Genomic DNA, 26,329 nt, shown 5'->3' with positions numbered 1-26,329 from the left:
GAGCGCCCCCGGCGTCCCGCCCGCCGCGACCGTACCCTGCCCCCCGCCCTCCTCGCCGCGTCGCCCGGCAACGACGGAAGGCGCACACCCCGTCCTTCCCGACCACCCCGGCTGACGCGCCCGTCCCGGTGGTCACTGTCGTCCCGCCCTCATCTGTGCTGCACTGGAGGAGGCAGGGAGCTGGACCGTTGGACACGTCGCGCACGCGAGGACCGGTCGGCGTCGCCATCGCCGCGGTGGCGGCCGTCGCGGTCGCGCTCGCCCTGGTACTCGCCGGCTGCGGCACCGGCGACCGCGATCGCCCCGCACCGACGACGTCCCCGCCCGCGGCGACGACCTCGCCCGTACCGTCCACCCCAGCCGTCTCCCCGTTCACCGGGCTGCCCGGTAGGACCGGACCCGTGCTCGCCGTGAAGATCGACAACGTGGCCGCCGCCCGCCCCCACACCGGGCTGGGCGCCGCCGACCTCGTCTACGTCGAGCAGGTCGAGGCCGGGCTCACCCGCCTCCTCGCGGTGTACGCGTCGCAGCAGCCGCCGACGGTCGGACCGGTGCGCAGCGCGCGAGAGTCGGACGTGGAGCTGCTGCGCCAGTTCGAGCGCCCGGCGCTCGCGTACTCCGGGGTCCGCAGCGCCCTGAAGGGCTTCCTCCAGGAGGCACCGCTGTACGCGCTGCCGCCCGAGCGGGCCCCCGCCGCGTACGAGCGTGCCCCCGACCGCCCCGCCCCGCACAACCTCTACCTCGACCCCCAACGAGCCCTCGCCGCCGCCCCGCAGGCCGGCACCGCCCGGGACATCGGCTTCCGCTTCGGCCCCGCGCCGGCCGGCGGCCGCCCCGTGGACCAGCACGCCGTGCGCTTCCCCGCCGCCCGGTACGGCTTCGCCTGGTCCGCCGCCGAGCAGCGCTGGCTGGTCTCCATGGACGGCACGCCGGCCCGGACGACGGACGGCGGGCGCGTCGGGGCGAAGACGGTCGTCGTCCAGGACGTCACGATCCGCCCGTCGACGTTCCGGGACCGCGGCGGGAACGTCACCCCCTACACCGAGACCGTCGGTTCGGGCTCCGCGCTGGTCCTGCGCGACGGCAAGGCGTACGACGCCCGCTGGAGCCGCCCGTCGGCCGGCGGCGGCACGACCTTCACCACCCCCACCGGCGCTCCGCTCGCCTTCGCGCCCGGCCCGGTGTGGATCGTGCTGGCCGCCCGCTGACCGCCCCGCTGCCGCGCCCGGCCGGCGGGGCCCGGTGGCCACATGGTTCCTGGACGCCCGCCCTCGGCTGCCCCCGACCGGACCGCGGGCCGACCCGTGGGATCCGGTCGCGCACCGCCGGGATCCGGCCAACTCGGCGGCGTGTGCGGGAGGTACCGGTGTACGTCCCCGGCGGGAAGGCCCGTCGGCTTCGGACCGTTACGGCCACGCACGCCGGGGCCGCGGGTTTCCGTGGCAGGGTGTTGCGGGCAAGCCACTGGGGGCCAACGGAAGAGGGGGAACCGTGATCGTCTGGATCAACGGTGCGTTCGGCGCCGGCAAGACCAGTGCCGCGCGCGAACTGATCGACCTGATCCCGAACAGCACCTTGTACGACCCTGAACTCATCGGCGGGACGCTGCCGATGCTGCTCCCGCCCGACCGGCTCGCCGCCGCCGGCGACTACCAGGACCTGGGCATCTGGCGCCGCCTGGTGGTCGACGCCGCGGCGGCGCTGCACGCCGAGGTCGGTGGCGTCCTCGTCGTGCCGATGACCGTGCTGCGCCAGGAGTACCGCGACGAGATCTTCGGCGGCCTGGCGGCCCGCCGCATCCCCGTTCACCACATCGTGCTCACCCCAGACGAAACGATCCTGCGCGGACGGATCGAGGGGCGCGCCGACCGCCCCGACGCCCCGGACGCGGACGAACGGGTCCGCAAGTGGTGCCACGACCACGCCGCGGCGTTCCGCGCCGCGCTCGACGGGTGGCTGGGGGCCGACGCGTACGCCGTCGACAACGGCGCGTTGACCCCCGAGGCCACGGCGAAGGTCATCGCCGACGCCGTCCGCACCGGCGCGGCCGGGACCTGCGGCATCGTGCAGACGCCCGAGCCGACGGGCGAGACGCTCGCGGCGGGGGTGCTGCTCTTCGACGACGCCGACCGCGTCCTGCTCGTGGACCCGACGTACAAGCCCGGGTGGGAGTTCCCCGGCGGTGTCGTCGAACGCGGGGAGGCGCCGGCGCGCGCGGCGATGCGGGAGGTCGCCGAGGAGACCGGCCTCGAACTCGCCGCGGTCCCGAGGCTCCTCGTCGTCGACTGGGAGCCGCCCCGTCCGCCCGGCTACGGCGGGCTCCGGCTCCTCTTCGACGGCGGCCGGCTCAGCGGTGCCCAGACCGACCGCGTCCTGCTGCCCGGCGCGGAACTGCGCGGCTGGCGCTTCGCGAGCGAGGAGGAGGCCGCGGACATGCTGCCCCCGGTCCGCTACGAGCGCCTGCGCTGGGCCCTGCGCGCCCGCGAACGCGGCACGGTCCTCAACCTGGAGGCCGGCGTCCCCGTCGGCTAGACGCCTGCCGGGCCGCACTCCCGTCGGCCCCGCCGGCCCCTGCCGACCGGACCCCCTGCCGGCCGGACCCCCTGTCGGCCGGGCTCCCGTCGGCCGTACGTGCGCCGACCGGACCGCCGCCACCGTACGGGCAGCGACCGCGCCGCTCCGCGGCCGATCCGCCCACCGGCCCGGACGGCACGCCGAGGTCCGCCGGGCCGGGTCCACCCCGCTCGATACCGCCCCGCACACGCGAAGGGCCCACAAGAACCACGCGAGAGCCACGAGGACCGCGAGGCCCGCGGAGCCGGGCCGGCGACCCGGACGGCGCCTGCCCGCGGGGGAGGGGCGCGGCCGCCGCGGGGCTACGCTCCCGGTGCCGTGGCGGCGGCCGCCGCGCGGAGCACCGCCGCCGCGTCGCCGGTCAGGGGCTCGCCGTGGCCGAAGCAGACCGTGCGGAGCGTGTCGGCGGGCAGGGCGGCCAGGCGGCGCATCGACGCCGCGGCGGTGGCGCGGTCCACATGGAACACGCCCAGCGCCACCCCGCCCACCGACGCCACGGTGTCCCCGGTGAACAGCACGCCGTGCCGCGGCAGGTGGACGGCGAGCGACCCGTCGGTGTGGCCGGGGGTGTGCAGCACGTGCGCGCCGCCGCCGAAGTCGAGGACGTCCCCTTCCGCCAGCTCGCGGTGGACGGGCGTCGGCGGTGCCTCGGGCACGGTCAGCCCGTGCTGGTAGAGCGGTACCTCCCATTCCAGCAGGTCCGGGTCGGGTACCGGCGCCTCGCCGCGGATCACCGGGGCGTCCAGCCGGTGCGCGAGGACCTCCGCACCGTGCCGTCGGGCGAGCTCCGCCGCGGCGCCCACGTGGTCGCGGTGGCAGTGGGTGAGCACGATCCGGCGCAGCCGGGCGCCGTCACCGCCCACCCGCCGCAGCGCCCGGTCGACGGCGTCCGCGGCCCCCGCCCACCCGGCGTCGACCAGCGTCGACTCCCCGTCACCGTCATCCCACAGGTACGCCTGGCCGATGGGGAAACGCAGCAGGTGCAGCCCGGGCCGGACCGGGACGACGTCGAGGGGGTCACGGTCCCGGGCGCTCCCCGGCGTACCGGGGACGACGGCGGGCGTCACCGTGCCGACGGTGGCAGTGGCGGGTGCGGCCGTGGCGGGCGCGGCGGTGGCGGGCGCGGTGGCAGTGGTGGGCAGGGGGGCGTGGTCGGGGTGCCGAATCATGGTTCCGACGCTACGGGGGCGGCCCGCCCGGACCACCCCCCGTACGCTCTGGGCGCATTCCGCCGTGAGCTCAACTCCGCTTCGACGCCGCGTAGTTCACCAGGAACAGCGCCTCCGCCACGGACATCCGCTCCAGCTCCTGCGGCGACACGCTCTCGTTCACCGCGTGGATCTGCGCCTCCGGCTCGCTCAGCCCGATCAGCAGGATCTCCGCCTCCGGGTACAGCGCGCCCAGCGTGTTGCACAGCGGGATCGAGCCGCCCATCCCCGCCGCCTGCATCTCCTCGCCGGGGTACGCCGCCGCCAGCGCGTCGGCCATCGACGTGTACGCGGGGCTCGCGACGTCCGCCTGGAACGGCTGGCCCTGCCCGATCTGCTCCACGCTCACCCGCGCCCCCCACGGGGTGTGCGCCTGGAGGTGCGCGGTGAGCAGCTTCGTCGCCTCGGCCGCGTCCTGGCCGGGCGGCACCCGCAGGCTGACCTGGGCACGGGCCGTGGCCTGGACGGACGGGGTGGCCCCGACGACCGGCGGGCAGTCGATGCCGATCACCGTGACCGCCGGGCGCGCCCAGAGCCGGTCGGCGATGCTGCCGGAACCGATCAGCCCCACCCCCTCCAGCACCCTCGCGTCCCGCCGGAAGTCCTCCTCCGGGTACTCCAGGCCCTGCCACTTCGCGTCCGCGGCCAGCCCGTCGACGGTGGTGGAGCCGTCCTCGGCGCGCAGCGAGTCGAGGACGCGGATCAGCGCGGCCAGGGCGTCGGGGGCGGCGCCGCCGAACTGGCCCGAGTGCAGGTTGCCCCCGAGGGTGTCCACCTGGACCCGCAGCATGGTCATCCCACGCAGGGAGGCGGTGACCGTCGGCAGGCCGACGCGGAAGTTGCCGGTGTCGCCGATCACGATCGCGTCGGAGGCCAGCAGCTCCGGGTGGGCCTCGGCGTACCGCTCCAGGCCGCCCGTGCCCTGCTCCTCCGAGCCCTCGACGATGACCTTGACGCCGACGGGTACGCCGCCGTTCGCCTTCAGGGCCCGCAGCGCGAGCAGGTGCATGATGAACCCGCCCTTGCAGTCCGCCGCGCCGCGCCCGTACCAGCGGCCCTCACGCTCGGTCAGCTCGAACGGCGGCGTGTCCCAGCCGGCGAGGTCCAGCGGCGGCTGGACGTCGTAGTGCGCGTACAGCAGCACCGTCGGGGCGCCGGCGGGGCCCGGCAGGTACCCGTACACGGACTGGCTGCCGTCCGGGGTGTCCAGGACCGCGACGTCGGTGAAGTCCTCGGCGCGCAGCGCGTCCGCCACCCAGGCGGCGGCCGCCCGGCACTCGCTCGGGGGGAACTGCGCGGGATCCGCCACGGACCGGAACGCCACGAGCTCGGACAGCTCCGCCTTGGCGCGGGGCATCAGCGAGGCGACGGTGGAGGCGATCGGCTCGGCGATCGGCTGGGCGGTCATGGCACGCTCCTGTGGGTGCGACAGCGGTACGACGGGCGTCGCGGCGGTGTGGGCGGCGAACGCGCGTCCGATCCTCGCACAGGAGGGCCGGGGGAACGCCCCGTAGGATGCGGACGAGAGCTTGGATCACGGGTCGGGACCGGGAGCGTAAGCACATCGTGAGCAGCGAGAACGTGTGGGATGTCGTCGTGGTCGGCGCAGGGCCGGCCGGAGCGTCCGCGGCCTATGCCGCGGCAGTCGCGGGCCGTCGGGTGCTGCTCCTGGAGAAGGCCGAACTGCCCCGCTACAAGACCTGCGGCGGCGGCATCATCGGCCCGTCGCGCGACGCCCTGCCGCCCGGCTTCGAACTGCCCCTGCGTGACCGGGTGCACGCCGTCACCTTCTCGCTGAACGGCCGCTTCACCCGCACCCGCCGCTCGAAGCGGATGCTGTTCGGCCTGGTCAACCGGCCCGAGTTCGACGCCCGGCTGGTGGAGCACGCACGTGCGGCGGGCGCCGAGGTGCGCACCGGCGTCGCGGTGGCGCGGGTGGAGCAGCACGGCGCGGCGGTACCGGACCGGCGTACCGTCGCCGTCGTCCTCGCCGACGGCGGGACGGTCCTGGCGCGGGCCGTGGTCGGCGCGGACGGCAGCGCCAGCCGCATAGGGGCGCACGTCGGCGTCAAGCTCGACCAGGTCGACCTGGGCCTGGAGGCGGAGATCCCCGTGCCGTCCTCCGTGGCGGAGGACTGGGCGGGGCGGGTGCTGATCGACTGGGGGCCGATGCCCGGCAGCTACGGCTGGGTCTTCCCCAAGGGCGACACCCTGACCGTCGGCGTGATCTCGGCGCGCGGCGACGGCGCCGCCACCAAGCGGTACCTGGACGACTTCGTCGCCCGGCTCGGCCTCGCCGGTTTCGAGCCGGCCGTCTCCTCGGGGCACCTGACCCGGTGCCGCAGCGACGACTCCCCGCTCTCCCGCGGCCGGGTCATCGTCTGCGGCGACGCGGCCGGCCTGCTGGAGCCGTGGACCCGAGAGGGCATCTCCTTCGCGCTGCGCTCGGGACGGCTCGCGGGCGAGTGGGCGGCCCGCATCGCCGAGGCGCACGACGCGGTCGACGCGCGCCGACAGGCCCTGAACTACGCGTTCGCCATCAAGGCGGGGCTCGGCGTGGAGATGGCGGTCGGGCGGCGGTTGCTCGCCACCTTCGAGCGCCGTCCCGGGCTGGTGCACACGGCGGTGACAGGGCTGCGGCCCGCCTGGCGGGCGTTCACCGACATCACCCGCGGCGCGACGACCCTGGCCGGGGTGGTGCGGACCAACGCCGTGGCGCGCCGCGCCCTGGAGGTACTGGACCGCCGGCACCCGGCCCCGGGCACGGAACGACCGGACACCGAGGTCGACACAGCGGGCCCCGGGGAGCGGTAGGGCCCGCCGGGCCCGGCGCGCGCCCCCGCGATCACGTCCCCTCGTGCGCGCCCGCGTCCGGGCGCCGTTGCGGGTACGCGTCGCCGAACCGCCACAGCACCCCGACCGCGCGCACCGCGAACGCGAGCCCCGCCGCCCCCGAGGCGGTGACCAGCAGGCCGCGCCGTACCGGCCGCGCGAGGTCTAACAGCAGCAGCGGCACGGCGAGCAGGCAGAACACGGCCGCGGCCAGGAGTGTGCCGGTCACCACGGCGTACCCGATCTCCACCGTCATCGCGTCACGCCGCGCCTGACGTGGCGTCACCCGCGCGGCCTGCCCGTCCTGGCCCGCCGCGCTTCCGTCACCCGTGCCTCTCCTGCCACCCGATTCACCCCTGCCACCGGTGTCTCCCGCACCCCCCCGGCCGTTCGCTCCGGTCACCACGTCACCGCCGACGTCTCGCGCCAGACCCGGGCGAGGCGGTCGTCCCCGGACAGGGCGACGGCGGGGGAACCGGCCGGGATGCGGTTCCACAGCGTCAGGTACAGGGCCTCGGCCGGGCCGCTCAACTCGCAGTCCGCGGGTCCTTCCGCGTCACGCGCGGTGCGCGGCGCGTCGGCGGACAGGCGTACCGTCCAGACGTCGCCGGTGTCCGTGGCCCGTACGCGCAGGGTCCCCGGCCGGTCCGTGCGGACGCGGCTGCGCTCCCGTCCGTGGAAGCCGCGCAGCAACTCGTCGACGCCGTCGGCGGCCAGGGCGGGGCCGACGGGGGAGCGCCCGGCGACCAGGCCGAGCGCGGACTCGGCGTCGACCCGGTGCACGGTCGTCTCGTGCGCCTGGCGCCGCGCCCAGAAGGCGTGCGGGGAGGGGGCGGGCAGGAACGTCCAGCACTCCAGGGCGTCCGTGGCCCCGGTCAGCGCGTCGACCAGCCGCTCGTGGCCCTCGCGGTACCAGTCGAACAGCGCGTCGCCGTCGAGGTCGGGCTCACCGCCGCCCGGCCGGTACGCGGTGAGGCCCTCGGCGACGAACGCGGTCGCCCAGCGGTGCACCATGCCCGTGTGCCGCACGAGGTCCCGCACCCGCCACCCCGGGCAGGTGGGCAGCTCCGCGTCCGGGCCCGCCTCCGCGGCAGCGTCGGCCAGCAACTGGCCCTCCCGCACGAGGTACTTGATGTGCTCGGCAGTGTCCATGGCGGGATTCTGCCAGGCCCGGGCCCCGGAGGACCGGCCGTCGCACGGGGGCGCGGCTACTCGGTGCGGCCCGGCGCCACGGCGCCCCGCACCCGGTACCCGATCACCGCCGCGCCCGCGGCGAGCACCGCCACGCTCGTGAGGGCCACCGGCAGCGAGAACCACTCCGCGAGGAAGCCGATCACGGGCGGCCCCAGCAGCATGCCGCCGTACCCGAGCGTGGAGGCGGCCGCCACCCCGGCGGGGCCCGCGAGGGCGCCGGCCCTGGCCACCGCCACGGGGAAGATGTTCGCCAGGCCCAGCCCGGTGACCGCGAACCCCAGGAGCACCGCCCACACCTCCGGCGCCAGCGAACCCAGCAGCATGCCGGCGGCGGCCGTCACACCGCCCGCGACGAGCGTCGTGGTCTGGCCGAGCCGCTCCAGCAGGACCGTGCCGGAGAGCCGCCCGGCCGTCATCGCCAGGGCGAACAGGGAGTACCCGGCGGCCGCGACGCCCGGGTGGGCGTGCAGGTCCTGCGACAGGTGCAGGGCGCCCCAGTCGGCGAGGGCCCCCTCCCCGTACGCGGTGCACAGCGCGATGACGCCGAAGACGGTGACCAGGCGGCGCGAACGGGCGTCCGGCCGGCGGCCCCTCGTACCGCCGTCGGCCCGGGTCGGCCGGGCCGGGGGCCCGGGCGGCGCGGGGGAGGGGTGGCGCAGCAGGACGGGTCCGGCTCCCGCGGTCAGGAGGAGGCCGGTGACCGTGAGCGCGCACAGGTGCGCGGCGGGGAAGAGGCCGCCCGCGACCAGCCCGCCCAGGCCGGCGCCGAGCATGCCGCCGAGGCTGAAGGCGGCGTGGAAGGACGGCATGACCGGGCGCCGCAGGGCCGCGACCAGGTCCACGGCCGCACTGTTCATGGCGACGTTGATGGCGCCGTAGCCGGTGCCGAAGACCAGCAGGACGAGCCCGAGGGCGAGCGCCGAGTGGGTGAGCGCCGGGAGCGCGATGCCCAGCGAGAGCAGGACGGCCGAGGCGACGGTCACGGGGTGGCTGCCGAAGCGCCGGCAGAGCCGTCCGGTGAGCGTCATGGTGACGACGGCGCCGGCGGAGACGCCGAGGAGGGCCAATCCGAGATCGCTCGCGGAGGAGCCGGTCTGCTCCTTGATCGCGGGGATGCGCACCACCCAGCCGGCGAAGAGGAAGCCGTCGAGGGCGAAGAAGAGGGTGAGGGCGGTCCGGAGGCGGGACAGGGAGCGCGGGGCGGGGTCTCCGCCGAGGGCTCCGTGGGGGGCGGTCGCTAGTTTGTTTAGTCGCGGCACAAAGTCAGGATAGGGGCTTGCCGGGCCGCCCGACAACCGTCGGTGTGAACGTCCGGTGCCGGTCCGGTGTCGCCGGCGGTGGGCGAAGGGGCCGGTGTCCGAGCGGCGGCGAGTCGGCGGCTCCGGCCGGGCCGGGCCCGGCCGGACGACCCGGCGGTGGCGGGTCCGGGCGTGGGTGCCGGCGGGGCGAGGCGCGTCGCGGCGCGAGGGCGCCGGCCGCACCGCGGCGTGCGCCGGCCACACCGCGGTGTTCCGCGGGGGCCGACGATCGGCGGACGGGTGAGCCGCCGTCCCGTCCGCCGGGCCGGGCGGGCCCGTCGGGTCGGGCGGGCGGCGCTCCGCGTCGTAGCCGGCGAGGGCGCCGAGGGTGGGTCCGCCGGGGGGGCGGGTCGCCGGTGTGCATCGGCGTCCTCGCTCGGCGCCGGGCCGGATCCTACGGCCGCTCCTCCGTCAGGTACCGCTGCACCGTGGGTGCCAGCCAGGCGATGACCTCCTGCCGGGACATCGCCACGGCCGGGGGCAGTCGCAGGACGTAGCGGACCATCGCCATGCCGAGGATCTGGGAGGCCACCAGCGCCGCCCGCCGCGGGGCCTCGGCCGGCGAGGGGCAGACCTTCGCGGTGACCGGGCCCAGCTGTTCCCTGAAGACCTGCTGCATCCGCTCGGCGCCCGCCGCGTTGGTGAGGCCGACCCGCAGGAGCGCCGTCAGCACCTCGTCCTGCTCCCAGCGGTCGAGGAAGTGGGCGACGAGCACGGTGCCGACGCGCGTGTGCGGGGCGGTGCCGAGTTCGGGCAGGCGCAGGTCGAACTCGGAGGCGGCGGCGAAGAGGCCCTCCTTGTTGCCGTAGTAGCGCATGACCATCGACGGGTCGATGCCGGCGTCGCGGGCGATGGCGCGGATGGTCGCACGCTCGTATCCGTCGGCGGCGAAGCGCTCGCGCGCGGCTTCGAGGATCGCCGCGCGGGTGGCGTCCGAGCGGCGCGGGCCGGCGGTCGTCGCGGAGTCGGCATCGGGTTCGGTCATGCCGCCCACTCTAGGTCAACGTCTGTAGGCCAACAAGTGTTGACTTGGTCGCCCGCCCGTCCTACGTTGTGCCAACAGGCGTTGGCAGGCAACGGTCGGCAGCACAGGAGGCAGCCATGCCCGACACACCCCGCACGACCACCGGCACCACCACGGACGTCCTCGTCGTCGGCGCGGGCCCCACCGGCATGACCCTCGCCGGCGACCTCGCCGCGGCGGGCCTCGCCGTCACCGTCGTGGAGAGGCGCCCGCACGAGACGAGCAACCTCACCCGCGCTTTCGGCGTCCACGCCCGCACCCTCGAACAGCTCGACGCCCGCGGGCTCGCCGACGAACTGGTCGAGAAGGGCCGGCCCATCACCCGGCTCCGCCTCTTCACCCGCCTCTCCCTCGACCTCACCCGGCTCCGCAGTCGCTTCCCCTTCCTCCTCATCTGCCCGCAGTACGAAGTCGAGCGCGTGCTGGAGCGCAGGGCACGGGCCGCCGGAGCCGACTTCCGGTACGACAGCGAGGTCCTCGACCTCCGCCAGGACGCCGACACCGTCGAAGTCGACGTCAAGGGCCCCGGGGTGGACCGGTACACCCTGCGCGCGCACTACCTCGTCGGCGCCGACGGCGTCCGCAGTGCCGTGCGCGAACGCCTCGGACTGCCCTTCCCCGGCCGCTCCGTCATCCGGTCGATCGTCCTGGCCGACGTCCGGCTCGCCGAGGAACCCGAGGGGCTCCTGACGGTCGACGGCACCGGCGAGTCCTTCGCCTTCCTCGCCCCCTTCGGCGACGGCTGGTACCGCGTGATGGGCTGGAACCGGAAGCGTCAGGTGCCCGACAGCGAGCCCGTCGACCTCGACGAGGTCAAGGAGATCGCCCGCACGGCGCTCGGCACCGACTTCGGCATGCACGACGCCCGCTGGATCTCCCGCTTCCACAGCGACGAACGCCAGGTCCCGGCCTACCGCGTCGGCCGCGTCTTCCTCGCCGGCGACGCGGCCCACGTCCACTCACCGGCAGGCGGACAGGGCATGAACACCGGCATCCAGGACGCCGTCAACCTCGGGTGGAAGCTCGCCGCCGTCCTGGCGGGCCACGCCCCCGAAGCCCTCCTCGACACCTACGAGGCCGAACGGCACCCCGTCGGCCGCATGGTGCTGCGCAGCAGTGGAGCCATCATCCGGCTGGCCATGGCGCACAACCCCCTCCAGCGCGCCGCCCGCTCCCTGATCTCCCGCGTCCTCGACCGGTTCCGCCCCGCGGCGTACAAGGCCCTGGGCATGATCTCCGGCATCGGCATCGCCTACCCCGCCCCCAAGGGCAGCCACCCGCTCACCGGCAAGCGCGCTCCCGACGTCGAGCTCACCGGAGGCACCCGGCTCTACGAAGCCCTCCGCGCCGGGCGCTTCGTGCTCGTCACCCCCGCCGACGAGACGCCGTGCGTGCCCGACCACGTCGTGCGCGCCCACTGGGCGGCCGGCGCCCGCCGCACCGCGCTCCTCGTCCGCCCCGACGGATACATCGCCTGGGCCACCGACGAACACGACCCGGCCCGCCGCGCGACCGCCCTCCGCGCCGCCGTCGCCGGCCGGGCGGCGGGCTGACCCGACGCCGACGGCCCGGCCCGCCGCGTCCTCAGAGCGGCTGCCCCGCCCCTCTGAAGCCGCCCGGTCGCGGGCACTCACCGCCGGGATGCCCCGGCACCCGACCCGCGAACGTCCCCGCACCAGCTCGCCACGCGCCCAGCGCGCCGCGGTGGTCTCGTAGTCGGCCGCGTGGGCACACGGCTCCCGGAGCACCGGCGTCTCCTCCTCCGGCACAAGGTCCGCTCGACGAGGACGACCACAGGGCGCGTCTTCCGGAGGCCGGGCAGGAAGACGGTCGGGGCCCGGATCGTCGGCGGGCGCGCGGTCGGCGTGGACGGCGCGTCCCCCGGGGCCGGGCCGAAGCGGGGGCCGAGCCGCACGTCCCACAGCGCCGCCGGGCCGCGCCAAAACGGGGCGGACGGCGGGCGACGACGTCGGTGCGGACCGGGCGACCCGCGAAGGCGGGGGCCGCTCGGATCGCCGGGCGGCCTCGGCGCGTGCGCCGCTCGCCGGCCGTCGGTGCCGGCGAGCGGCCGAAACCGCGCACCCTGCCGGCCGGGGCCCGGGATCATGGGAGACTCGCCCCCATGAACGGCAAGGCGACGACGACCCGTACCCGGCTGGACAGGGGCCGCAGCGTGCTCGGACCGGCCCTGGAACTGGTGCACACGGGCCGGGCCCCCACGCGTGCCGTCCTCACCGCGGAGCTCGGCGTCACGCGCGCCACCGCGGGGGCCGTCGCCGCCGAACTGGAGGCGCTCGGGCTGATCCGCGTCGACTCCCGGCCGGGGGCCGCCGCCGGTTCGCAGGGCCGTCCCTCGCACCGGCTCACCGTGGACGAGGACGGGCCCGTCGCCCTGGCCGCCCAGATCCACGCCGACGGGTTCCGGGCCGCGCTGGTGGGCCTGGGCGGCCGTATCGTCGCGACGGCCCCGGGGTGCGTCGAGGTCGCCGCCGACCCCGCCCAGGTCCTCGCCGCCGTGGTCGACGCCGGTGCCGCGCTCCTGCGCGACAGCGGCCGCCGCTGCGTCGGCGCGGGCCTCGCCGTCCCCTCCGCCGTCGCCGAACCCGAGGGCACCGCCCTCAACCCGATCCATGTCGCCTGGCCGGCCGGCGCGCCCGTCCGGGACGTCTTCGCGGACCTGGTGCGCGCCGCCGGCATCGACGGACCCGCCTTCACCGGCAACGACGTCAACCTCGCCGCCCTCGCCGAGCACCGGCACGGCGCGGGCCGGGGCGCGCAGCACCTGCTGTGCGTCGCCACCGGCCACCGGGGCGTCGGCGGGGCTCTCGTCGTCGACGGGCGCCTCCACACCGGCAGCTCCGGCCTGGCCCTGGAGGTCGGGCACCTCACCGTCAACCCCGGCGGACGCCCCTGCCACTGCGGCAGCCGCGGCTGCCTGGACATCGAGACCGACCCGCTGGCCTTCCTCACCGCCGCGGGCCGCGTGCCCGGACCCGAGGTGTCCCTGCTCCAGCAGTCCCGCGACCTGCTGCGCGAGGAGCCGGGCGAGCCGGGGGTACGGGCCGCCACCGAGGAGCTCGTCGACCGGCTGGGTCTGGGCCTCGCGGGGCTGGTGAACATCCTCAACCCCGACCGGATCATCCTCGGCGGCCTCCACCGCGAACTGCTCGCGACCGCGCCCGAGCGCCTGCGCGCCGTCGTCGCCGACCGCAGCCTGTGGGGCCGCAGCGGAGGCGTTCCGATCCTCGGCTGCACCCTGGACCACAACAGCCTCGCGGGCGCCGCCGAACTGGCGTGGCAGCCTGTCCTGGACGACCCGACGACCGCCCTGGGCCGCACGGCGGTGTGACCGTACGGGCGGACGACGCGGAGGAGGGTCCAGCGGCAGGGCACCGACCGGTCGGGCACGGGCCCGGCGGAGCCGGTCCGCGACGGCCGGTACGCGATGGCCTGCGACGGCGGGGCCGCGCCCTGCTGGGGAAAAACCAGGTTCCCGGCGACCGCGACGGACGTAGGGTGCCGGATCATGACCGACACCGATCTCCCCCCGCGTCTCACCAACCTCACCTTCCACGGGCCGCTCTCCGAGGGGCGCGCCGAGCGCCTCGCGGGCGAGCTGGCCGCGACACGGCCGTCGACCGTGCTCGACATCGGCTGCGGCTGGGGCGAGTTCCTGCTGCGCGTACTCGACGCCGCTCCCGGAGCCACCGGCGTCGGCCTGGACATCCGGGAGGACGACCTCGCCCGCGGCCGGCGCGTCGCCGAGGCGCGCGGGCTCGGTGAGCGTGCCGCGTTCGTCGCGGAGTCCGCCCTCGGCACCCGGCACGGCCCGGCGGACGTCGTCCTGTGCATGGGTTCCGGTCAGGCGCTGTGCGACCCCGAAGGGCCGTACGACGTCGCCGCCGCCCTGGCCGAGCTGCGGCGCCTGGTCACCCCGGGCGGCCGGGTGCTCCTCGGCGAGGGGTTCTGGCAGCGGGTCCCCGCGCCGGAGGAGCTGGCCCGGATGTGGCCCGGCGCCCACGAGGGCGACCACCTCCTGCTCGGCGCCCTCGTCGACGAGGCCGTCGAGGCGGGGTTCCGCCCCGTCAGGATCGAGACGGCGACCGGGCAGGAGTGGGAGGACTTCGAGTCCGACTACCGGTCCGACCTCGAACTCTGGCTCGCCGAGAACCGCGATCACCCCGCCGCGCCGGAGATCCGCGCCCGCGTCGACGGGCAGCGCTCCACCTGGCTGAACGGCTACCGCGACATCCTCGGCATGGCCTACCTCACCCTGGTCCCCGCCGGCTGAGACCACGCCGGCCCGCGCCCCGGGCGCCCGCCGGCCCCGGGGCGCCGGCGGCTGTGCGCGCCGACCACCAGCACCTGGACGGCTTCGCGGGTCGCTCGGCGGGTCCGAGCCGCCCGCCGCCCGGGCCGCCCAGCGCCCGCTCGGCGGCGTCGCGTGGCTCCCGCGCGGTGCGTTCGACGGCGGCCGGCGCCAGGTCGGCCTTCCCGGTGACGTGCTGGTAGGTGCCGCCTCGGCCGGCGCCGGCGCGCTGCTGGACGGCCTTCGGGCCGGTCCCGGCGTACCCGCGCTTCCCACAGCAGCTCGCGGGTCGCCTCCCCGACGGGTCGTGCGGAGGTCGTCACGCGCCGGGTGTACGTACCAGTAGGTACGGGAGGTCGCCGGCGCCCGTACGGCAGCGGGCGAGTGGGGGTGGCCGCGCGGCCGGCCGGCGCCCCGCACGCGGGGCGCCGGCCGTGCGGCGGGCCGCGGCCCCGCCCGGTCAGCCGGCCACGGCGGAGCGCACGGCGGCGTGGCCGCGTACGGCGTCCACCACCTCGGCGCCGTCGCCGAACGGCACGGGCTCCCTGAAGGGCCCGCCGCCCGCCGTCCCGTAGGCCGGGACGGCGGGGATGCCCAAGGGGGCGGCGGAGGGGATCGGCAGCGTGAACCACACGACCTTCCCCGCCTCGCCCTGCGGCCGGGCGCCCCAACTCTCGCTCACCGCCTCGATCAACGCGAGGCCCCGCCCCGACGTCGCGAGCGGGTCCGGCCCGCCCGGCGGCACGGCGACGGCGGGCAGTCGGGGGTCGTGGTCGTGGACGGAGACGGTCAGCCGACCGAGCAGGAACTCGATCTCGACCGTGCACACCTTGTCCGGTTTGGCGTGCTGATGCACGTTGGTCAGGAGCTCGGTGACACCGAGCGCCGCCTTCTCGATCAGGCAATCGAGATTCCAGTAGCGCAGTTGCGCCGACACGATTCTGCGGACCTGACGGATCCGCGACGGCAGGGCTTGGAGCTCTACCGTGCACTGCCTGCTGCTTACCTGGCTGATCACGGCTGCGACTCCCCGAAGTAGGTCCGGAAGAAGACGAGGATCGGATCCAGTAGATGGCTGGCTCGTTGTCCGACGGGCTGGATCGCAGCGTCACCGCCGGTTCACCCTGAGTGATGTCAATCCAGCGTGGACCAGACGTGACCGCTCCGCAACTCGCGGCGACCGACGCCCCGTCAGCCCCGCCGGCCCCCGGCCCTGCGCACGACCTCCAGGAAGCGGCCGGAAACGGTCGTGCCGGCGTCCGGCCGGCCCTCGCGCTGCCCCATCGTCAACCGGTAGCGGGCGCCGTTCAGGGTCGCCACCGCCGAGCCGGGCGAGGCGAACCACGGCCTGCCCGCCCGCACCGCGTCGACCGGAGCGCTGTCGATCTCCCGGCCGTTGCTCGTCAGCAGGGCCAGCCGGCCGTCCTCGATGCGGACCTCCCCGGCGCGCGTCAGCGCGCGCGGCCACCGTTCGATCCGTACCCCCGTGGCGCTGAATTCGGGTTCAGTCAAGGCTTCGCCGCCCCCTTCGCACCAGTTCCAGGACGGACAGTCTGCACAACGACCCGCTTCCGCACCAGTGCACCTGCCGAGCCTGCCCTGCAAGGCCCGCCTATGGGTCGTCAAAGTCATCGTTTGCCCAGGTGGGGGAGGTATGTTCAGTCCCGGGGCCCAGGGTCTCCGTGGGGCGCGGGGCGCACAGGATGCACCTGCGCACGACGCGCAGGAAACGCAATGACGAGGAGTGGCACGCGTGACGACCGTTGAGCAGCCCGAGCCGGCCGGTTCGAGCACCGGCCCGGTCGCGCCGGGCTCCGTGCCCGCCGCGACCATCGACGTGGACCGTACCGATCCGGCCTACCGGGCCTGGCTGAAAGACGCCGTGCGAAAGGTGCAGGCTGACGCCAACCGGTCCGCCGACACGCACCTGCTCCCCTTCCCGCTGCCCGAGCGGTGGGGCATCGACCTGTACCTGAAGGACGAGTCGACCCACCCCACCGGCAGCCTCAAGCACCGGCTCGCGCGCTCCCTGTTCCTGTACGGGCTGTGCAACGGCTGGATCCGGCCCGGCAAGCCGGTCATCGAGGCGTCCAGCGGTTCGACGGCCGTCTCCGAGGCGTACTTCGCGAAGCTCGTCGGCGTGCCGTTCATCGCCGTCATGCCGCGGACCACCAGCGCCGAGAAGATCCGCCTCATCGAATTCCACGGCGGCAGCTGCCACTTCACCGACGACCCGCGCCGCATGTACGAGGTGGCCGCCGCCCTCGCCGCCGACACGGGCGGCCACTACATGGACCAGTTCACGTACGCGGAGCGCGCCACCGACTGGCGGGGCAACAACAACATCGCCGAGTCCGTCTACCAGCAACTGCGCCTGGAGCGGTACCCGGAACCCGCCTGGATCGTCGCCACGGCCGGCACCGGCGGCACGTCGGCGACCATCGCCCGCTACGTCCACTACATGCAGTACGACACCCGGGTCTGCGTGCCCGACCCGGAGAACTCCTGCTTCTTCGAGGGGTGGACGCGCGACGACCCGCAGGCCGCCAGCGACTGCGGCTCCCGCATCGAGGGCATCGGCCGCCCCCGGATGGAGCCCAGCTTCGTGCCGGGCGCCATCGACCGCATGATGAAGGTGCCCGACGCGGCCAGCGTCGCCGCCGTGCGCGCGCTGGAGCAGGCCATCGGCCGCAAGGCCGGTGGCTCCACCGGCACCGGCCTGTGGTCCGCCCTGAAGATCGTCTCGGAGATGGTGGCGCAGGGACGGACGGGCAGCGTCGTCACGCTCATCTGCGACCCGGGTGAGCGGTATCTGGACAAGTACTACTCCGACGCGTGGCTGGCGGAGCAGGGTCTCGACATCGCCCCGTACACCGCGACGCTCGACGAGTTCCTCGCCACCGGCGTCTGGCGCGGCTGACACGCCCTCCCCCGCCGGAGCCGCCCCGCCCGCCGGAGCCGCCCGACCGCCCGACCGCCGCGACCCGCCCGCCCCGCGGGGCGGGCGCGTTTCAGGCGGGGCGGCGGCCCGGCGGCGCCAGCAGCCGGTCCAGCTCCCGGCCGAAGACGCGGCGGCCCGCCCACGACAGCAGCGGGTCGCACACGCGCGGCACGCCGAGCACCCGCAGCTCCTCCACCCACTCCACCCGGGCCCCCGGACCGTCCGAGGCGACCGTGATCTCGGCCCAGCCCCGCACCACCCGCCCGTACTTCTCCAACCGGCACACCCCCACCGGCCGGTCCGCGCCGGGCGGCTCCCAGCGCACCACCCGCATCGGGTCGTCGAAGCCGAGCCGGCCCACCCCCGTACGGGCGCTGAACCGCGTGCCCACCCCCGACGGTCCCGGCGTCAGCACGGCCACGCGCGTCAGCGGCACGTCCGCGCCGTGCGCCGGCCAGTCGGTGACCCGGCGCCACGCCTCGGCGGCCGGCAGGCCGGTGTGCCGCCGCAGCCGGAAGACGCTCACGCCCGGTCCTCCCGTGCGCCCCGCCCGGCGTCCGCCTCCCGGCCCGCGACGACGAGGCCGGGCAGGTGCTCCGCCATCTCCTCTCGCGCCCGGGGCGGCACCCCCGCGTCCGTGACGAGGGTGTCCACGTCCTGGAGTCGCGCGAAGGAACTCAACGCCACCGTGCCCCACTTGGTGTGGTCGGCGACCACCACCACCCGGCGGGCCGACCGGACCAGCCGCCGGTTCGTCTCCGCCTCCGCGAGGTTCGGCGTGGAGAGCCCGGCCTCGACCGACACCCCGTGCACCCCGAGGAACAGCACGTCGAAGTGGAGCGAGCCGATCGCCTGGTCCGCCACGGGCCCCACCAGCGCGTCCGACGGCGTGCGCACCCCGCCCGTCAGCACCACCGTCGGCGCCCCCGGCCGCGCGCCGCCGCCCGGCCCGGTGCCCGCCGCCGAGTGGAACACGTCGGCGACCCGCACCGAGTTCGTCACCACCGTCAGCCCCGGCACCTCCAGCAGCCGCCGGGCCACCGCGTACGTCGTCGTCCCGCCGGACAGGGCGATGGCACTGCCCGGCGCGACCATCGAGGCCGCCTCCCGCGCGATGTCCTCCTTGGCACCCGGCTCCAGCACCGACTTCGCCTCGAAGCCCGGCTCGTGGGTGCGTGCCTCCGTCACCGGCACCGCGCCCCCGTGCACCTTCTCGATGACGCCCTGCCGCGCCAGCGCGTCCAGATCGCGGCGCACCGTCATGTCGGAGACGTTGAGCCTGCGGGTGAGCTCGTTGACCCGGGCCCCGCCGCGCCGCCTGACCTCGTCGAGGATCAGGGCGCGACGCTGCTCCGCCAGGAGGTTCTGGTTGTCGCTCACCGCAGTGGCCGGTCCTTCCGGGGTCGTGGGCGTGGATCGTGGATCCTGTGCCGGGGGAGATGGGCGGGAGTGGGTCGTGGGGGAGGGGTCGTGCGGCGGGGCGTACGTCGTCGGTGTGCCGGGCGGGGGCCGTGCGCCGCCCGGTCCGCCTCCCGCGCGGCCCGTGGGGCAGCTCATCCTGCCACGCGCTTCGCACCGGGGGACGGCGGGGAGATTACGTGAGAACCGTGCGGCGCGCCGCCCCGACGGGCCACGCTGGTCCCCCGCCCCGCCACGCACCCCGCCGCACCCCTGCCGCAGGAAGCGAGCACCGAAGTGTCCCCACCCACCCCGGAACCGGCTCCGCCCGCCGCGGCGGAGCGGACCCGACCCGGCGCCGCGCTCGAACTGCTCGTCCACGGCGTCGGCGGCGCCACCCCGTGCGACATGCTGGACGACCCGCGCACCGTCCGCGTGACCGGCGACGGCACCGCCGCCATGTACCGCCGGGCCGACGACGTGCGCGCCGAGACCGACCCGGACCGCTTCCGCGACGGCCCGGTCCCCGAGGCGTACTGCTGGTCCAACCTCACCTCCGGCAACGGCACCCGCGCCCTGTGGCTGCTGCTCCTGCCCTTCATGGTGGTCAACCTCGCCCACTGGATGCGCCCGCCCTCCTCCGGAACCGGCCGCGGCCCGGCCCGCCTGTACGGCGTCCTCGTCCGGCTCGTCGCCCTCTCCCTCACCGTGCTGCTCACGGCCGCCGCCTGCGAGGTCGCCCTCGACCTGACGGCCTGGCAGTGCGCGGGCACCGCCTCCTGCGCGGCAGGCCGCTCCTGGCTCGGCTTCCTCTCCGCCGCCGAGGGCGGCTGGTGGTCCCAGCCGGGCCGCCGGCTCGCGCTCGCCGCCGTCGTGCCCACCGCCCTCGTCGCCCTGCTGTGGTACCTCTCCCACCGCACCTGGTCCGCCTACGAGGCGCAGCGCCCGCCGCGCGGGGAGGACGAGCACGCCGGCCGCCCCGCCATGGGCCGCCCCGGCTTCTGGTACGGCCGGCGCCTCGTCGCCCGGCTGCGGGCCGCGCACACCGCCGCCGGGCTGCTCACCGTCGCCGCGGCCGTCGCCGGCGCCGCCGCCCGCCACGACCGCGGCGGCGACACCGCGCACGCCGCCCTCGGCTGGGGCATCGAGGCGGCCCTCGCCCTGTGCGGCCTCGTCGTCGTCGGTGTCGTGTGCCGGCGCGGCCGCAGCGAGCGCCGCCTCGACAACCGGCTCGACCGGGCGCTCGTCGCGTGGCTGCCCGGCTCCGCCGCGGTCCTCCTCGCCCTCGCCGCCGTGTACGCGTCGTGGTCGCGGCCCGAGTGGCGCTCCGCGGGCTCCCTGCCCGGCGACGCCGCGTTCGGCGTGATCGCCCTCGGGCAGGGCACCCTCATCCTGCTCCTCGCCGCCGTCGCCGCCCGCCTGCACCGCCGCGCCCCGGACCCGCGCACCGCGCTGCACGGCCTCGCGGGACCGGCCGTCGCCATGCTGGCCTGCGCGCTCGGCGGCGTCATGGCGGGAGGCGTCGCCCAGCGTGTCGCCGACTGGCTGGACGGCCCCGGCACCCCCGGCGCCGACGCCGGGCCCCTCGCCGGGCCGCCCGTCCTGCTCAGCTGGCAGGCCGCGGTCATCCCGGTCCTGCTCGTCCTGCTGCTCGCCCCTACCGTCTTCCTCGTCGCCAGGACCGCGCTCACCGCCCGGCGCCTCGCGCCCGTCGTCGAGGCCGAGTACGCGGGGGAGGACCCCGACCGCGTCCGCACCCGCCGCATCGCGGGCGTCCGCGCCGCCGCCGGGCTGACCGACGGGGCACCCGTCCTCGCGGGGTTGCTCGCCGGCGCCACGCTGCTGCTCGGCGCCGGCGCCCTCGCGGGCGCCTGGGCCACCGGCGAGGTGCCGGGGGAGGCATTCGGCGGGGCGCCCGCGTTCGTCCACGGCGCCGCCGAGGGCGCCCAGGCGCTCGGCTCCTGGCTGGTCGGTCTCGGCTTCATACTGTTCGTCACCTGGGGCCGCCGCGCCTACCGCGACGCCTCGGCCCGGCGGACCATCGGCATCCTCTGGGACGTGGGAACCTTCTGGCCGCGCGCCGCCCACCCCTTCGCCCCGCCCTGCTACGCCGAGCGCGCCGTTCCCGACCTGGCGTGGCGGATGTCGTCGTGGACGGGCCGCACCGGCGGGCGCCTGGTCATCTCCGGCCACTCGCAGGGCAGCGTCCTCGCCGCGGCCGCGGTCTGGCAGTTACCCGCCGGCACCCGCCGCCGGGTCGCCCTCCTCACCTACGGCTCCCCGCTGGAACGGCTCTACGGGCGCTGGTTCCCCGCCTACTTCGGGCGGGTGCCGCTGGCCGACCTCCACCGCGAGGTGCACTGCTGGCGCAACCTGTGGCGCCGTACGGACCCCATCGGGGGCCCGGTCCGGCTGCCCGCCGAGGGCGGCAAACCGGAGGTCGACCACCCGCCCCTGCGCGACCCCGTCGTCTACGGCCGCACCCACGACCACCCGCTGCCGGAGCCGATCCTCGGCCACTCCGACTACCAGGCCGACCCGACGTTCGCCAAGGAGCGCACCGTCCTCCTCGACCGCCTCCCGCCCGCGCTGCCCCTGCCCGTACCGCAGCAGCGGGCGGACGGCCCGGACGACGCCGACGGACAACGCGTTCAGGGCAGTTCCGGCAGGTCCTCCGGGTAGAGCAGGCTCAGGTCGTCCGTGCTCGCGCCGGCGAGCGCGGCGACCCGGCCCGCGTGGCGCTCCACCATCGACTCGAACGTCTGCCGCGCGGTGCGGCCGTTGCCGAACGCCGGGCCCTTCGGCAGCGCGTCGAAGTACTTCACCAGCCCCTCGGCGGTGCCGGGCGCGAGCCGGTACTCGTGCTCCTCGGCCTGCTGCTCCACGATGCGCAGCAGCTCCTCCGCCGTGTAGTCGGGGAAGCTGATCGTCCGGGAGAAGCGGGAGGCGACACCCGGGTTGACGGTGAGGAACCGCTCCATCTCCGCCGTGTACCCGGCGACGATCACCACCACCGCGTCCCGGTGGTCCTCCATCAGCTTCACCAGCGTGTCGATCGCCTCCCGGCCGAAGTCGCGCCCCGAGTCCTCCGGTGACAGCGCGTACGCCTCGTCGACGAAGAGCACCCCGCCGCGCGCCCGGTCGAACGCCTCCTGCGTGCGGATCGCCGTCGAGCCGATGTGCTCCCCGACCAGGTCCACCCGGGAGACCTCCACCAGGTGGCCCCGATCCAGCACGCCCAGGGACGCCAGGATCTCGCCGTACAGCCGCGCCACGGTCGTCTTGCCGGTACCGGGGTTCCCGGTGAACGCCAGGTGCCGGCGGACGGACGCCGCCTTCAGCCCCGCCTCCCGCCGCCTGCGCCCCACCTCGATCATGTTGGTGAGCGTGCGGACCTCCCGCTTGACGCTCTCCAGTCCCACCAGCGCGTCCAGTTCGCCCAGCACGTCGTCGGAGGGACGCGCCGGTACGGGGGCGGGCGGCACTGCGGGCGCCGGCGCCGTGGTGGCCTGCGCCGGTACCGTACCGAGCACCCCGCCCAGGGCGAGCGGCACCGCCCCCGCCGCCCCCGCCGTGCCCGCCGCGGACGCGCCGGCGGCGACGGGCACGGCCCCGCCCGCGCCGCTCTCGTCGCTGGCGCACTCCTCCACCAGGGGCCCGTCCCCGCCGAACTCGTAACCGCCGCGCGCGCACCGCTCCGTACGGCACCGGCGCAGCGTGGTGCGGCACCCGTCGGTCACGTGGAAGCCGAAGCCGCCGCTGCCCGTGACCCGGCAGCCGAGGAACGTGCCGCGGCCCTCCGCCGACACGTAGAAGCCCGCCTCCGACGGGGAGGTGACCGTGCACCGCTCCACCGCCGGGTCGGCGCCCTTGCTGACGATGACACCGGTCCGCACCCCGTCGAAGGTGCAGCCGGAGAGCGTGCCGCCGCTGCCGTGGTCGCGGAACCAGGCGCCCGTCGCCGCGTCCCGCACCCGGCAGTCGTCGAGTTGGGCGGTCGCCCCGTCGCTGACCGAGACGGCGGTGTTGCGCACCTGGGACAGGTCGCTGTCCACCACGTCGACGCGCGAGCCGCGGTCGAGGACGAACAGCGCGTCGGGCACGCCGTGGACGCGGCAGGCGTCCAGCACGGCCGTCGCCCCGTCGCTCACCCACACCGCGGGGTAGTCGCCCGTACTGTCGTGGATCTCGCACTGGTTGGCGTCGACACGTGTGCCGGCGTCCCACACCGACAGGCCGTTGCGCCCGAACCGCCGCACCTTCGACCGGGTCAGCGTCAGCACCGAGCGGGAGCGCAGGTCGATCGCGTTCTCCGGCACGTCGTGGATGTCGCAGTCCGACAGCGTCAGCACGGCGTCGGTGTCCAGCGTCACGCCGTCCGCCGAGGTGCGGTGCACCGTCGAGTCCGTCAGGTGCGCGGTGGCCCGCCCGCCGATCCGCACGCCGCTGCCCCGGATCTCGTACACCTCGCAACCGACGGCCTCCAGGCCGCTGTTCTCCCCGGTCACGGAGACGCCCGCGCCCGAAGCGTGGTGGATGCGGCACCGCTCGACGCGCGGGTGCGCGCCGCCGGTCACCGACAGGCCCGCCTGGCCGGCCGAGACGACCTCGCACTCCTCGAACACGCCGCCGGCGCCGTCCAGGACGCCGATGCCGATCCCCGCGGGGTTGTCCACAGTGCAGCGCCGCACGGTGGGCCGGGCCGCGCCCCGCACCTCCACGCCCACCGCCGAGCGGGTCACGATCCGCAGGTCGAGCAGTTCCGGGGTGCCGTCCTCGACGAGCAGCGCGGGCGCCGCGGCGTCCTGTCCCTCCAGGTGCAGGTCCCGCACGGTGGCGGAGGCGCGCACGGTCAGCGGTACGCCGTCGGCCGGGGCGATCCGCACCGGGCCGGTCGCCCCGTCCGCACCGCGCAGCGTCACCGCGCGCCGAAGGACGAGGTTCTCCCGGTAGGTGCCGGGGGCGACGGTGAGGACGTCGCCGTCGGCCGCCGCCTCCAGAGCCGCCGCGAGGGAGGCGTACTCGCCGGTGCGGCGCCGCCACCGCGACGTACCGCTGTGCGTCACCTGGACCGTGCCCTGTGCCATGGTGCTGCTCTGCCCCCACCTCGTGCGCTCGCGGCCGGCCGCCGCCCGACCCGTCGCACCACCGTAGCGCGCACCGACGCGGCGAGTTGCCCGCTCGGCCCGGGAGCCGGCCGGCCCGGTCGCGGGCCGCCGCAGCGGCGCCCCGGGCCGTCAGGCGGTCGGCGCGTCCCGCGTGGCGAGGACGCGTACCGGGTCGCCGACCCGCAGGGTGCCCGTCGTCTCGGGGACGAGGTTCTGCCCGAAGACCAGCTTCCTGCCGAACCTGCGGTGCCGCGTGAGGGTGCGCAGCGGTTCCCGGCCGCGCACGCCGGTGTGCTGGTCGGTGGTGGTGACGACGCAGCGGCCGCACGGCTTGGCGACGCGGAAGACGACCTCGCCGACGGCGATGCGCGCCCACCGGTCCTCCTCCCACGCCGCGGTGCCGTCGACGACGATGTTCGGCCGGAACCGCTCCATCGGCAGCGGCCCCTCCTCGGGGTGCTCGCCCTCGGCGACGAGGGCGTTGAGCGCGTCGAGGGACGCCGTCGTGGTGACCAGGAGGGGGTAGCCGTCGGCGAAGCTGACGGTCTCGCCGGGCAGCGCGTACTGCGGGTCGACGGGGCGGCGGCGGGCCGGGTCGTCCATGTGGACGAGCCGTACCTCGGCGCCGAGGTACGCGCCGAACCAGGCGTCCGCCGCGGGGTCGGCGGGCACGGCGTCGACCTTGGCGCCGAAGACGTCCACGACGACCGTGCCGACCGCCGGATCGGGCACCCGTACCGTGAGCGGCGTGCGACCCGGCGCGGTGAGCCGGACCCCGCCGCCGGGCAGGGCCTCGGCCGAGGCGAGCGCCAACCGCGCGAACTGACGCTGCGTCACGGCCTTGCCGTCCGCGCCGGCCACCATCCACCGGCGGTCGCCGGCGAGGCCCCAGGGCTCCACGACCGCCTGCGCGGGCGAGGAGCGACCGAGGGCCTTGACGGGGTGGACGTGCAGGGAACTCAGGGCGGGTCGGGGGGTGACCTCATGACTCGGCATGGCCTCATCCTGCCAGCGGTTCCCGGCCCGCCCCAGGCCGGTCCCCGCTCGGGCCGTCAGTAACCGCCGCCCTGGTACGTCCGGTACGGGTCGTCGTACGGGGCCGGCGCGGGCGCCGGGACCGGACGGGCCGCGGCGGCGGGGCGCATCGCCTCGTACCCCGTGGCCGCGGGCGCGACCGGGCGCATCGGCTGCTGCCCCTGGGGGCCCGGGTAGCCGCGCGGCACGGCGGCCTGCTGGGGGACGTAGGGGGCGGCCGCCTGGTACGCCGGAGCGTGGTGCGGGGCGGCGGCCTGCTGGGGGTGGCCGTAGCCGCCGTAGCCGCCGTAGGAGGGGGCGGCGGGCTGGGGGGACGGGAGGGCGGGGAGGGCCGCGGGCAGCGCCGGCAGGTACGAGCTGCCGGTGTCGTACGCGGCGGGCACTCGGATCGGGGCGATCTGAGGCGTGCCCCGCTCTGCGACGAGGGAGTCGTAGATCGGGGTGTCCGGGAACGACGGCGCGTGGTAGTACGCACCGCCGTACGAGGCACGGGGGGAGGTCATGGCCCTAAGTTAAGCCCACGGTGTGTCGGGTGGAAGGCCGATAAGCGGGTTGTTTGGCGCGTCTTGAGTGGCTGCGGAACACCAATGCGACGAACCCGGGGAAATCGGTCGCAGAACGGCGCAATGATCGTGTAAAAGCCGAGCTGGCGAGGGGTTACCGACGGGTCTGACCAACGCGGCCCGAGCGGTGCGCCTAACGTGGTCCCTACACAAGTCACCTGAGGCGCGATACGCGATGGGGGCGGGCATGTCCATGCTCAAGGGAGCCAACGTTCCGGTGCCGGCGCGGCCGCTCCGCGTCGAACTGGGCTGGAAGGCCGGACCGGGGGTCCCGGACGTCGACGCCTCGGCGCTGCTGCTCGTGTCGGGCAAGGTGCGCTCCGACGACGACTTCGTCTTCTACAACCAGCCGGCCCACCCCTCCGGCGCCGTGCGCCACGACGGGAAGCGCACCGCCGGCCCGTCCGTGACCGACACGCTCACCGTCGACCTCCCGCGCGTGGAGCCCGCGGTGGAGCGCGTCGTCCTCACCGCCTCCGCCGACGGGGGCACCTTCCGCCAGGTGCCCGGCCTCTACGTCCGCGTCCTCGACGCGGCGGACGGTACGGAGGTCGCACGGTACGAGAGCCAGGGCGCCACGGTGGAGACCGCCTACATCATGGGCGAGTTGTACCGGAGGCAGGGCGCGTGGAAGTTCCGCGCCGTCGGCCAGGGGTACGGCACGGGGCTCGAGGGACTGGCGAAGGACTTCGGCATCACGGTGGACGAGCCAGGACGGGCCGCCCCCCACACCCCCCGGCCCCCCGCGCCCCGACCGCACGCTCCGGCCGCCCGTCCCGCCCCCGCCGCCCACACCCCATCCGCCCGGGCCCTGACGCCGCAACCCGGGGCGCCCCCGGCGCCCC

The 26,329-nt window shown here is 76.1% G+C and carries 22 protein-coding genes and 1 pseudogene; 9 read left to right on the top strand and 14 right to left on the bottom strand.

From position 1 onward, the window contains the following. The first annotated feature begins 188 nt into the window (after positions 1 to 188). Positions 189 to 1,208 (top strand): DUF3048 domain-containing protein, encoded by a 1,020-nt coding sequence (locus LPA54_RS18045; RefSeq protein WP_228978931.1) that lies wholly within the window; start codon positions 189 to 191, stop codon positions 1,206 to 1,208. 283 nt (positions 1,209 to 1,491) lie between these two features. Next, complete coding sequence (locus LPA54_RS18040) at positions 1,492 to 2,532, top strand: NUDIX domain-containing protein (RefSeq protein WP_308112871.1); 1,041 nt, start codon at positions 1,492 to 1,494, stop codon at positions 2,530 to 2,532. Between the two features lie 344 nt (positions 2,533 to 2,876). On the opposite strand, the gene LPA54_RS18035 is transcribed toward LPA54_RS18040, so the two are convergent. Both LPA54_RS18035 and LPA54_RS18030 read right to left on the bottom strand, forming a co-directional pair. Then, a complete protein-coding gene (locus LPA54_RS18035; protein WP_228978928.1) occupies positions 2,877 to 3,743 on the bottom strand; it encodes an MBL fold metallo-hydrolase in 867 nt (288 codons plus the stop codon). Between the two features lie 70 nt (positions 3,744 to 3,813). Beyond that, positions 3,814 to 5,190, bottom strand: coding sequence for a dipeptidase (locus LPA54_RS18030; protein WP_228978925.1), 1,377 nt, complete (start codon positions 5,188 to 5,190; stop codon positions 3,814 to 3,816). Between the two features lie 158 nt (positions 5,191 to 5,348). Between LPA54_RS18030 and LPA54_RS18025 the strand changes: the two genes are divergently transcribed. After that, on the top strand, positions 5,349 to 6,596 hold the full coding sequence (locus LPA54_RS18025) for a geranylgeranyl reductase family protein (protein WP_368857870.1): 1,248 nt from the start codon (positions 5,349 to 5,351) through the stop codon (positions 6,594 to 6,596). A gap of 31 nt (positions 6,597 to 6,627) precedes the next feature. On the opposite strand, the gene LPA54_RS18020 is transcribed toward LPA54_RS18025, so the two are convergent. From LPA54_RS18020 to LPA54_RS18005, 4 genes are all read right to left on the bottom strand, one after another. After that, the gene (locus LPA54_RS18020; protein ID WP_228978921.1) at positions 6,628 to 6,900 is read right to left on the bottom strand and encodes a DUF6332 family protein; all 273 of its coding nucleotides are present in this window, start codon (positions 6,898 to 6,900) and stop codon (positions 6,628 to 6,630) included. Positions 6,901 to 7,013: 113 nt separating this feature from the next. Next, positions 7,014 to 7,766: a maleylpyruvate isomerase family mycothiol-dependent enzyme gene (locus LPA54_RS18015; protein ID WP_228978918.1), complete on the bottom strand. Its 753-nt coding sequence runs from the start codon at positions 7,764 to 7,766 to the stop codon at positions 7,014 to 7,016. A gap of 56 nt (positions 7,767 to 7,822) precedes the next feature. Further along, positions 7,823 to 9,067 (bottom strand): MFS transporter, encoded by a 1,245-nt coding sequence (locus tag LPA54_RS18010; RefSeq protein ID WP_228978915.1) that lies wholly within the window; start codon positions 9,065 to 9,067, stop codon positions 7,823 to 7,825. A gap of 433 nt (positions 9,068 to 9,500) precedes the next feature. Then, on the bottom strand, positions 9,501 to 10,091 hold the full coding sequence (locus LPA54_RS18005; protein ID WP_228978913.1) for a TetR family transcriptional regulator: 591 nt from the start codon (positions 10,089 to 10,091) through the stop codon (positions 9,501 to 9,503). Positions 10,092 to 10,207: 116 nt separating this feature from the next. Here LPA54_RS18005 and LPA54_RS18000 point away from each other — a divergent pair, with 116 nt between their 5' ends. From LPA54_RS18000 to LPA54_RS17990, 3 genes are all read left to right on the top strand, one after another. Beyond that, positions 10,208 to 11,683, top strand: coding sequence for an FAD-dependent oxidoreductase (locus tag LPA54_RS18000; RefSeq protein WP_228978910.1), 1,476 nt, complete (start codon positions 10,208 to 10,210; stop codon positions 11,681 to 11,683). 569 nt (positions 11,684 to 12,252) lie between these two features. Beyond that, the gene (locus LPA54_RS17995) at positions 12,253 to 13,479 is read left to right on the top strand and encodes an ROK family protein (RefSeq protein WP_228978909.1); all 1,227 of its coding nucleotides are present in this window, start codon (positions 12,253 to 12,255) and stop codon (positions 13,477 to 13,479) included. 177 nt (positions 13,480 to 13,656) lie between these two features. Then, a complete protein-coding gene (locus tag LPA54_RS17990; protein ID WP_228978906.1) occupies positions 13,657 to 14,421 on the top strand; it encodes a cyclopropane-fatty-acyl-phospholipid synthase family protein in 765 nt (254 codons plus the stop codon). Positions 14,422 to 14,539: 118 nt separating this feature from the next. Here LPA54_RS17990 and LPA54_RS17985 read toward each other — a convergent pair. From LPA54_RS17985 to LPA54_RS17975, 3 genes and pseudogenes are all read right to left on the bottom strand, one after another. Further along, positions 14,540 to 14,762: pseudogene (locus LPA54_RS17985) on the bottom strand (TetR/AcrR family transcriptional regulator); the annotation flags it as partial. A 137-nt stretch (positions 14,763 to 14,899) separates the two neighbouring features. Beyond that, positions 14,900 to 15,457, bottom strand: coding sequence for an ATP-binding protein (locus tag LPA54_RS17980; RefSeq protein ID WP_228978903.1), 558 nt, complete (start codon positions 15,455 to 15,457; stop codon positions 14,900 to 14,902). Between the two features lie 173 nt (positions 15,458 to 15,630). Then, the gene (locus LPA54_RS17975) at positions 15,631 to 15,951 is read right to left on the bottom strand and encodes a hypothetical protein (protein WP_228978900.1); all 321 of its coding nucleotides are present in this window, start codon (positions 15,949 to 15,951) and stop codon (positions 15,631 to 15,633) included. Between the two features lie 304 nt (positions 15,952 to 16,255). Here LPA54_RS17975 and LPA54_RS17970 point away from each other — a divergent pair, with 304 nt between their 5' ends. Beyond that, a complete protein-coding gene (locus LPA54_RS17970) occupies positions 16,256 to 17,359 on the top strand; it encodes a PLP-dependent cysteine synthase family protein (RefSeq protein ID WP_228979155.1) in 1,104 nt (367 codons plus the stop codon). A gap of 91 nt (positions 17,360 to 17,450) precedes the next feature. Here LPA54_RS17970 and LPA54_RS17965 read toward each other — a convergent pair whose 3' ends face one another. Both LPA54_RS17965 and LPA54_RS17960 read right to left on the bottom strand, forming a co-directional pair. Then, positions 17,451 to 17,906 carry an SRPBCC family protein gene (locus tag LPA54_RS17965; protein ID WP_228978898.1) on the bottom strand — a complete coding sequence of 152 codons (456 nt, stop codon included), beginning with the start codon at positions 17,904 to 17,906 and terminating at the stop codon, positions 17,451 to 17,453. Next, positions 17,903 to 18,760, bottom strand: coding sequence for a DeoR/GlpR family DNA-binding transcription regulator (locus LPA54_RS17960; protein ID WP_228978896.1), 858 nt, complete (start codon positions 18,758 to 18,760; stop codon positions 17,903 to 17,905). Before LPA54_RS17960 ends, LPA54_RS17965 begins: the two co-directional genes overlap by 4 nt. Before the next feature lie 315 nt (positions 18,761 to 19,075). Between LPA54_RS17960 and LPA54_RS17955 the strand changes: the two genes are divergently transcribed. Next, entirely contained in the window at positions 19,076 to 21,460 is a 2,385-nt protein-coding gene (locus tag LPA54_RS17955; protein ID WP_228978895.1) for a hypothetical protein, read from the top strand. Here LPA54_RS17955 and LPA54_RS17950 read toward each other — a convergent pair. The 3 genes from LPA54_RS17950 to LPA54_RS17940 all read right to left on the bottom strand — a co-directional run bounded on the left by LPA54_RS17950 (position 21,430) and on the right by LPA54_RS17940 (position 25,424). Beyond that, a complete protein-coding gene (locus LPA54_RS17950) occupies positions 21,430 to 23,865 on the bottom strand; it encodes a right-handed parallel beta-helix repeat-containing protein (protein ID WP_228978893.1) in 2,436 nt (811 codons plus the stop codon). The two genes, LPA54_RS17955 and LPA54_RS17950, sit on opposite strands and share 31 nt — an antisense overlap. Positions 23,866 to 24,015: 150 nt before the next feature. Then, positions 24,016 to 24,882 carry an MOSC N-terminal beta barrel domain-containing protein gene (locus LPA54_RS17945; RefSeq protein WP_228978892.1) on the bottom strand — a complete coding sequence of 289 codons (867 nt, stop codon included), beginning with the start codon at positions 24,880 to 24,882 and terminating at the stop codon, positions 24,016 to 24,018. A 56-nt stretch (positions 24,883 to 24,938) separates the two neighbouring features. Further along, positions 24,939 to 25,424 carry a DUF6643 family protein gene (locus LPA54_RS17940; protein WP_228978889.1) on the bottom strand — a complete coding sequence of 162 codons (486 nt, stop codon included), beginning with the start codon at positions 25,422 to 25,424 and terminating at the stop codon, positions 24,939 to 24,941. Positions 25,425 to 25,671: 247 nt separating this feature from the next. Here LPA54_RS17940 and LPA54_RS17935 point away from each other — a divergent pair. Then, on the top strand, positions 25,672 to 26,329 hold a 658-nt coding region (locus LPA54_RS17935; protein WP_228978888.1), incomplete at its 3' end, for a TerD family protein.

Source organism: Streptomyces sp. DH12 (assembly GCF_020873895.1).
In the GTDB taxonomy this organism is placed as follows: domain Bacteria; phylum Actinomycetota; class Actinomycetes; order Streptomycetales; family Streptomycetaceae; genus Streptomyces.
Note: the sequence above shows the minus strand (reverse complement) of the source record. Positions and strands in the feature narration are given on the sequence as shown.

Bases quoted from the DNA above. Each gene is read 5' to 3' on its own strand.
- LPA54_RS18015 (WP_228978918.1), bottom strand. From the start codon at position 7,766: ATGGACACTGCCGAGCACATCAAGTACCTCGTGCGGGAGGGCCAGTTG.
- LPA54_RS17995 (WP_228978909.1), top strand. From the start codon at position 12,253: ATGAACGGCAAGGCGACGACGACCCGTACCCGGCTGGACAGGGGCCGC.
- LPA54_RS18030 (WP_228978925.1), bottom strand. From the start codon at position 5,190: ATGACCGCCCAGCCGATCGCCGAGCCGATCGCCTCCACCGTCGCCTCG.
- LPA54_RS17950 (WP_228978893.1), bottom strand. From the start codon at position 23,865: ATGGCACAGGGCACGGTCCAGGTGACGCACAGCGGTACGTCGCGGTGG.
- LPA54_RS17990 (WP_228978906.1), top strand. From the start codon at position 13,657: ATGACCGACACCGATCTCCCCCCGCGTCTCACCAACCTCACCTTCCAC.
- LPA54_RS18000 (WP_228978910.1), top strand. From the start codon at position 10,208: ATGCCCGACACACCCCGCACGACCACCGGCACCACCACGGACGTCCTC.
- LPA54_RS18035 (WP_228978928.1), bottom strand. From the start codon at position 3,743: ATGATTCGGCACCCCGACCACGCCCCCCTGCCCACCACTGCCACCGCG.
- LPA54_RS17940 (WP_228978889.1), bottom strand. From the start codon at position 25,424: ATGACCTCCCCCCGTGCCTCGTACGGCGGTGCGTACTACCACGCGCCG.
- LPA54_RS18005 (WP_228978913.1), bottom strand. From the start codon at position 10,091: ATGACCGAACCCGATGCCGACTCCGCGACGACCGCCGGCCCGCGCCGC.
- LPA54_RS17945 (WP_228978892.1), bottom strand. From the start codon at position 24,882: ATGCCGAGTCATGAGGTCACCCCCCGACCCGCCCTGAGTTCCCTGCAC.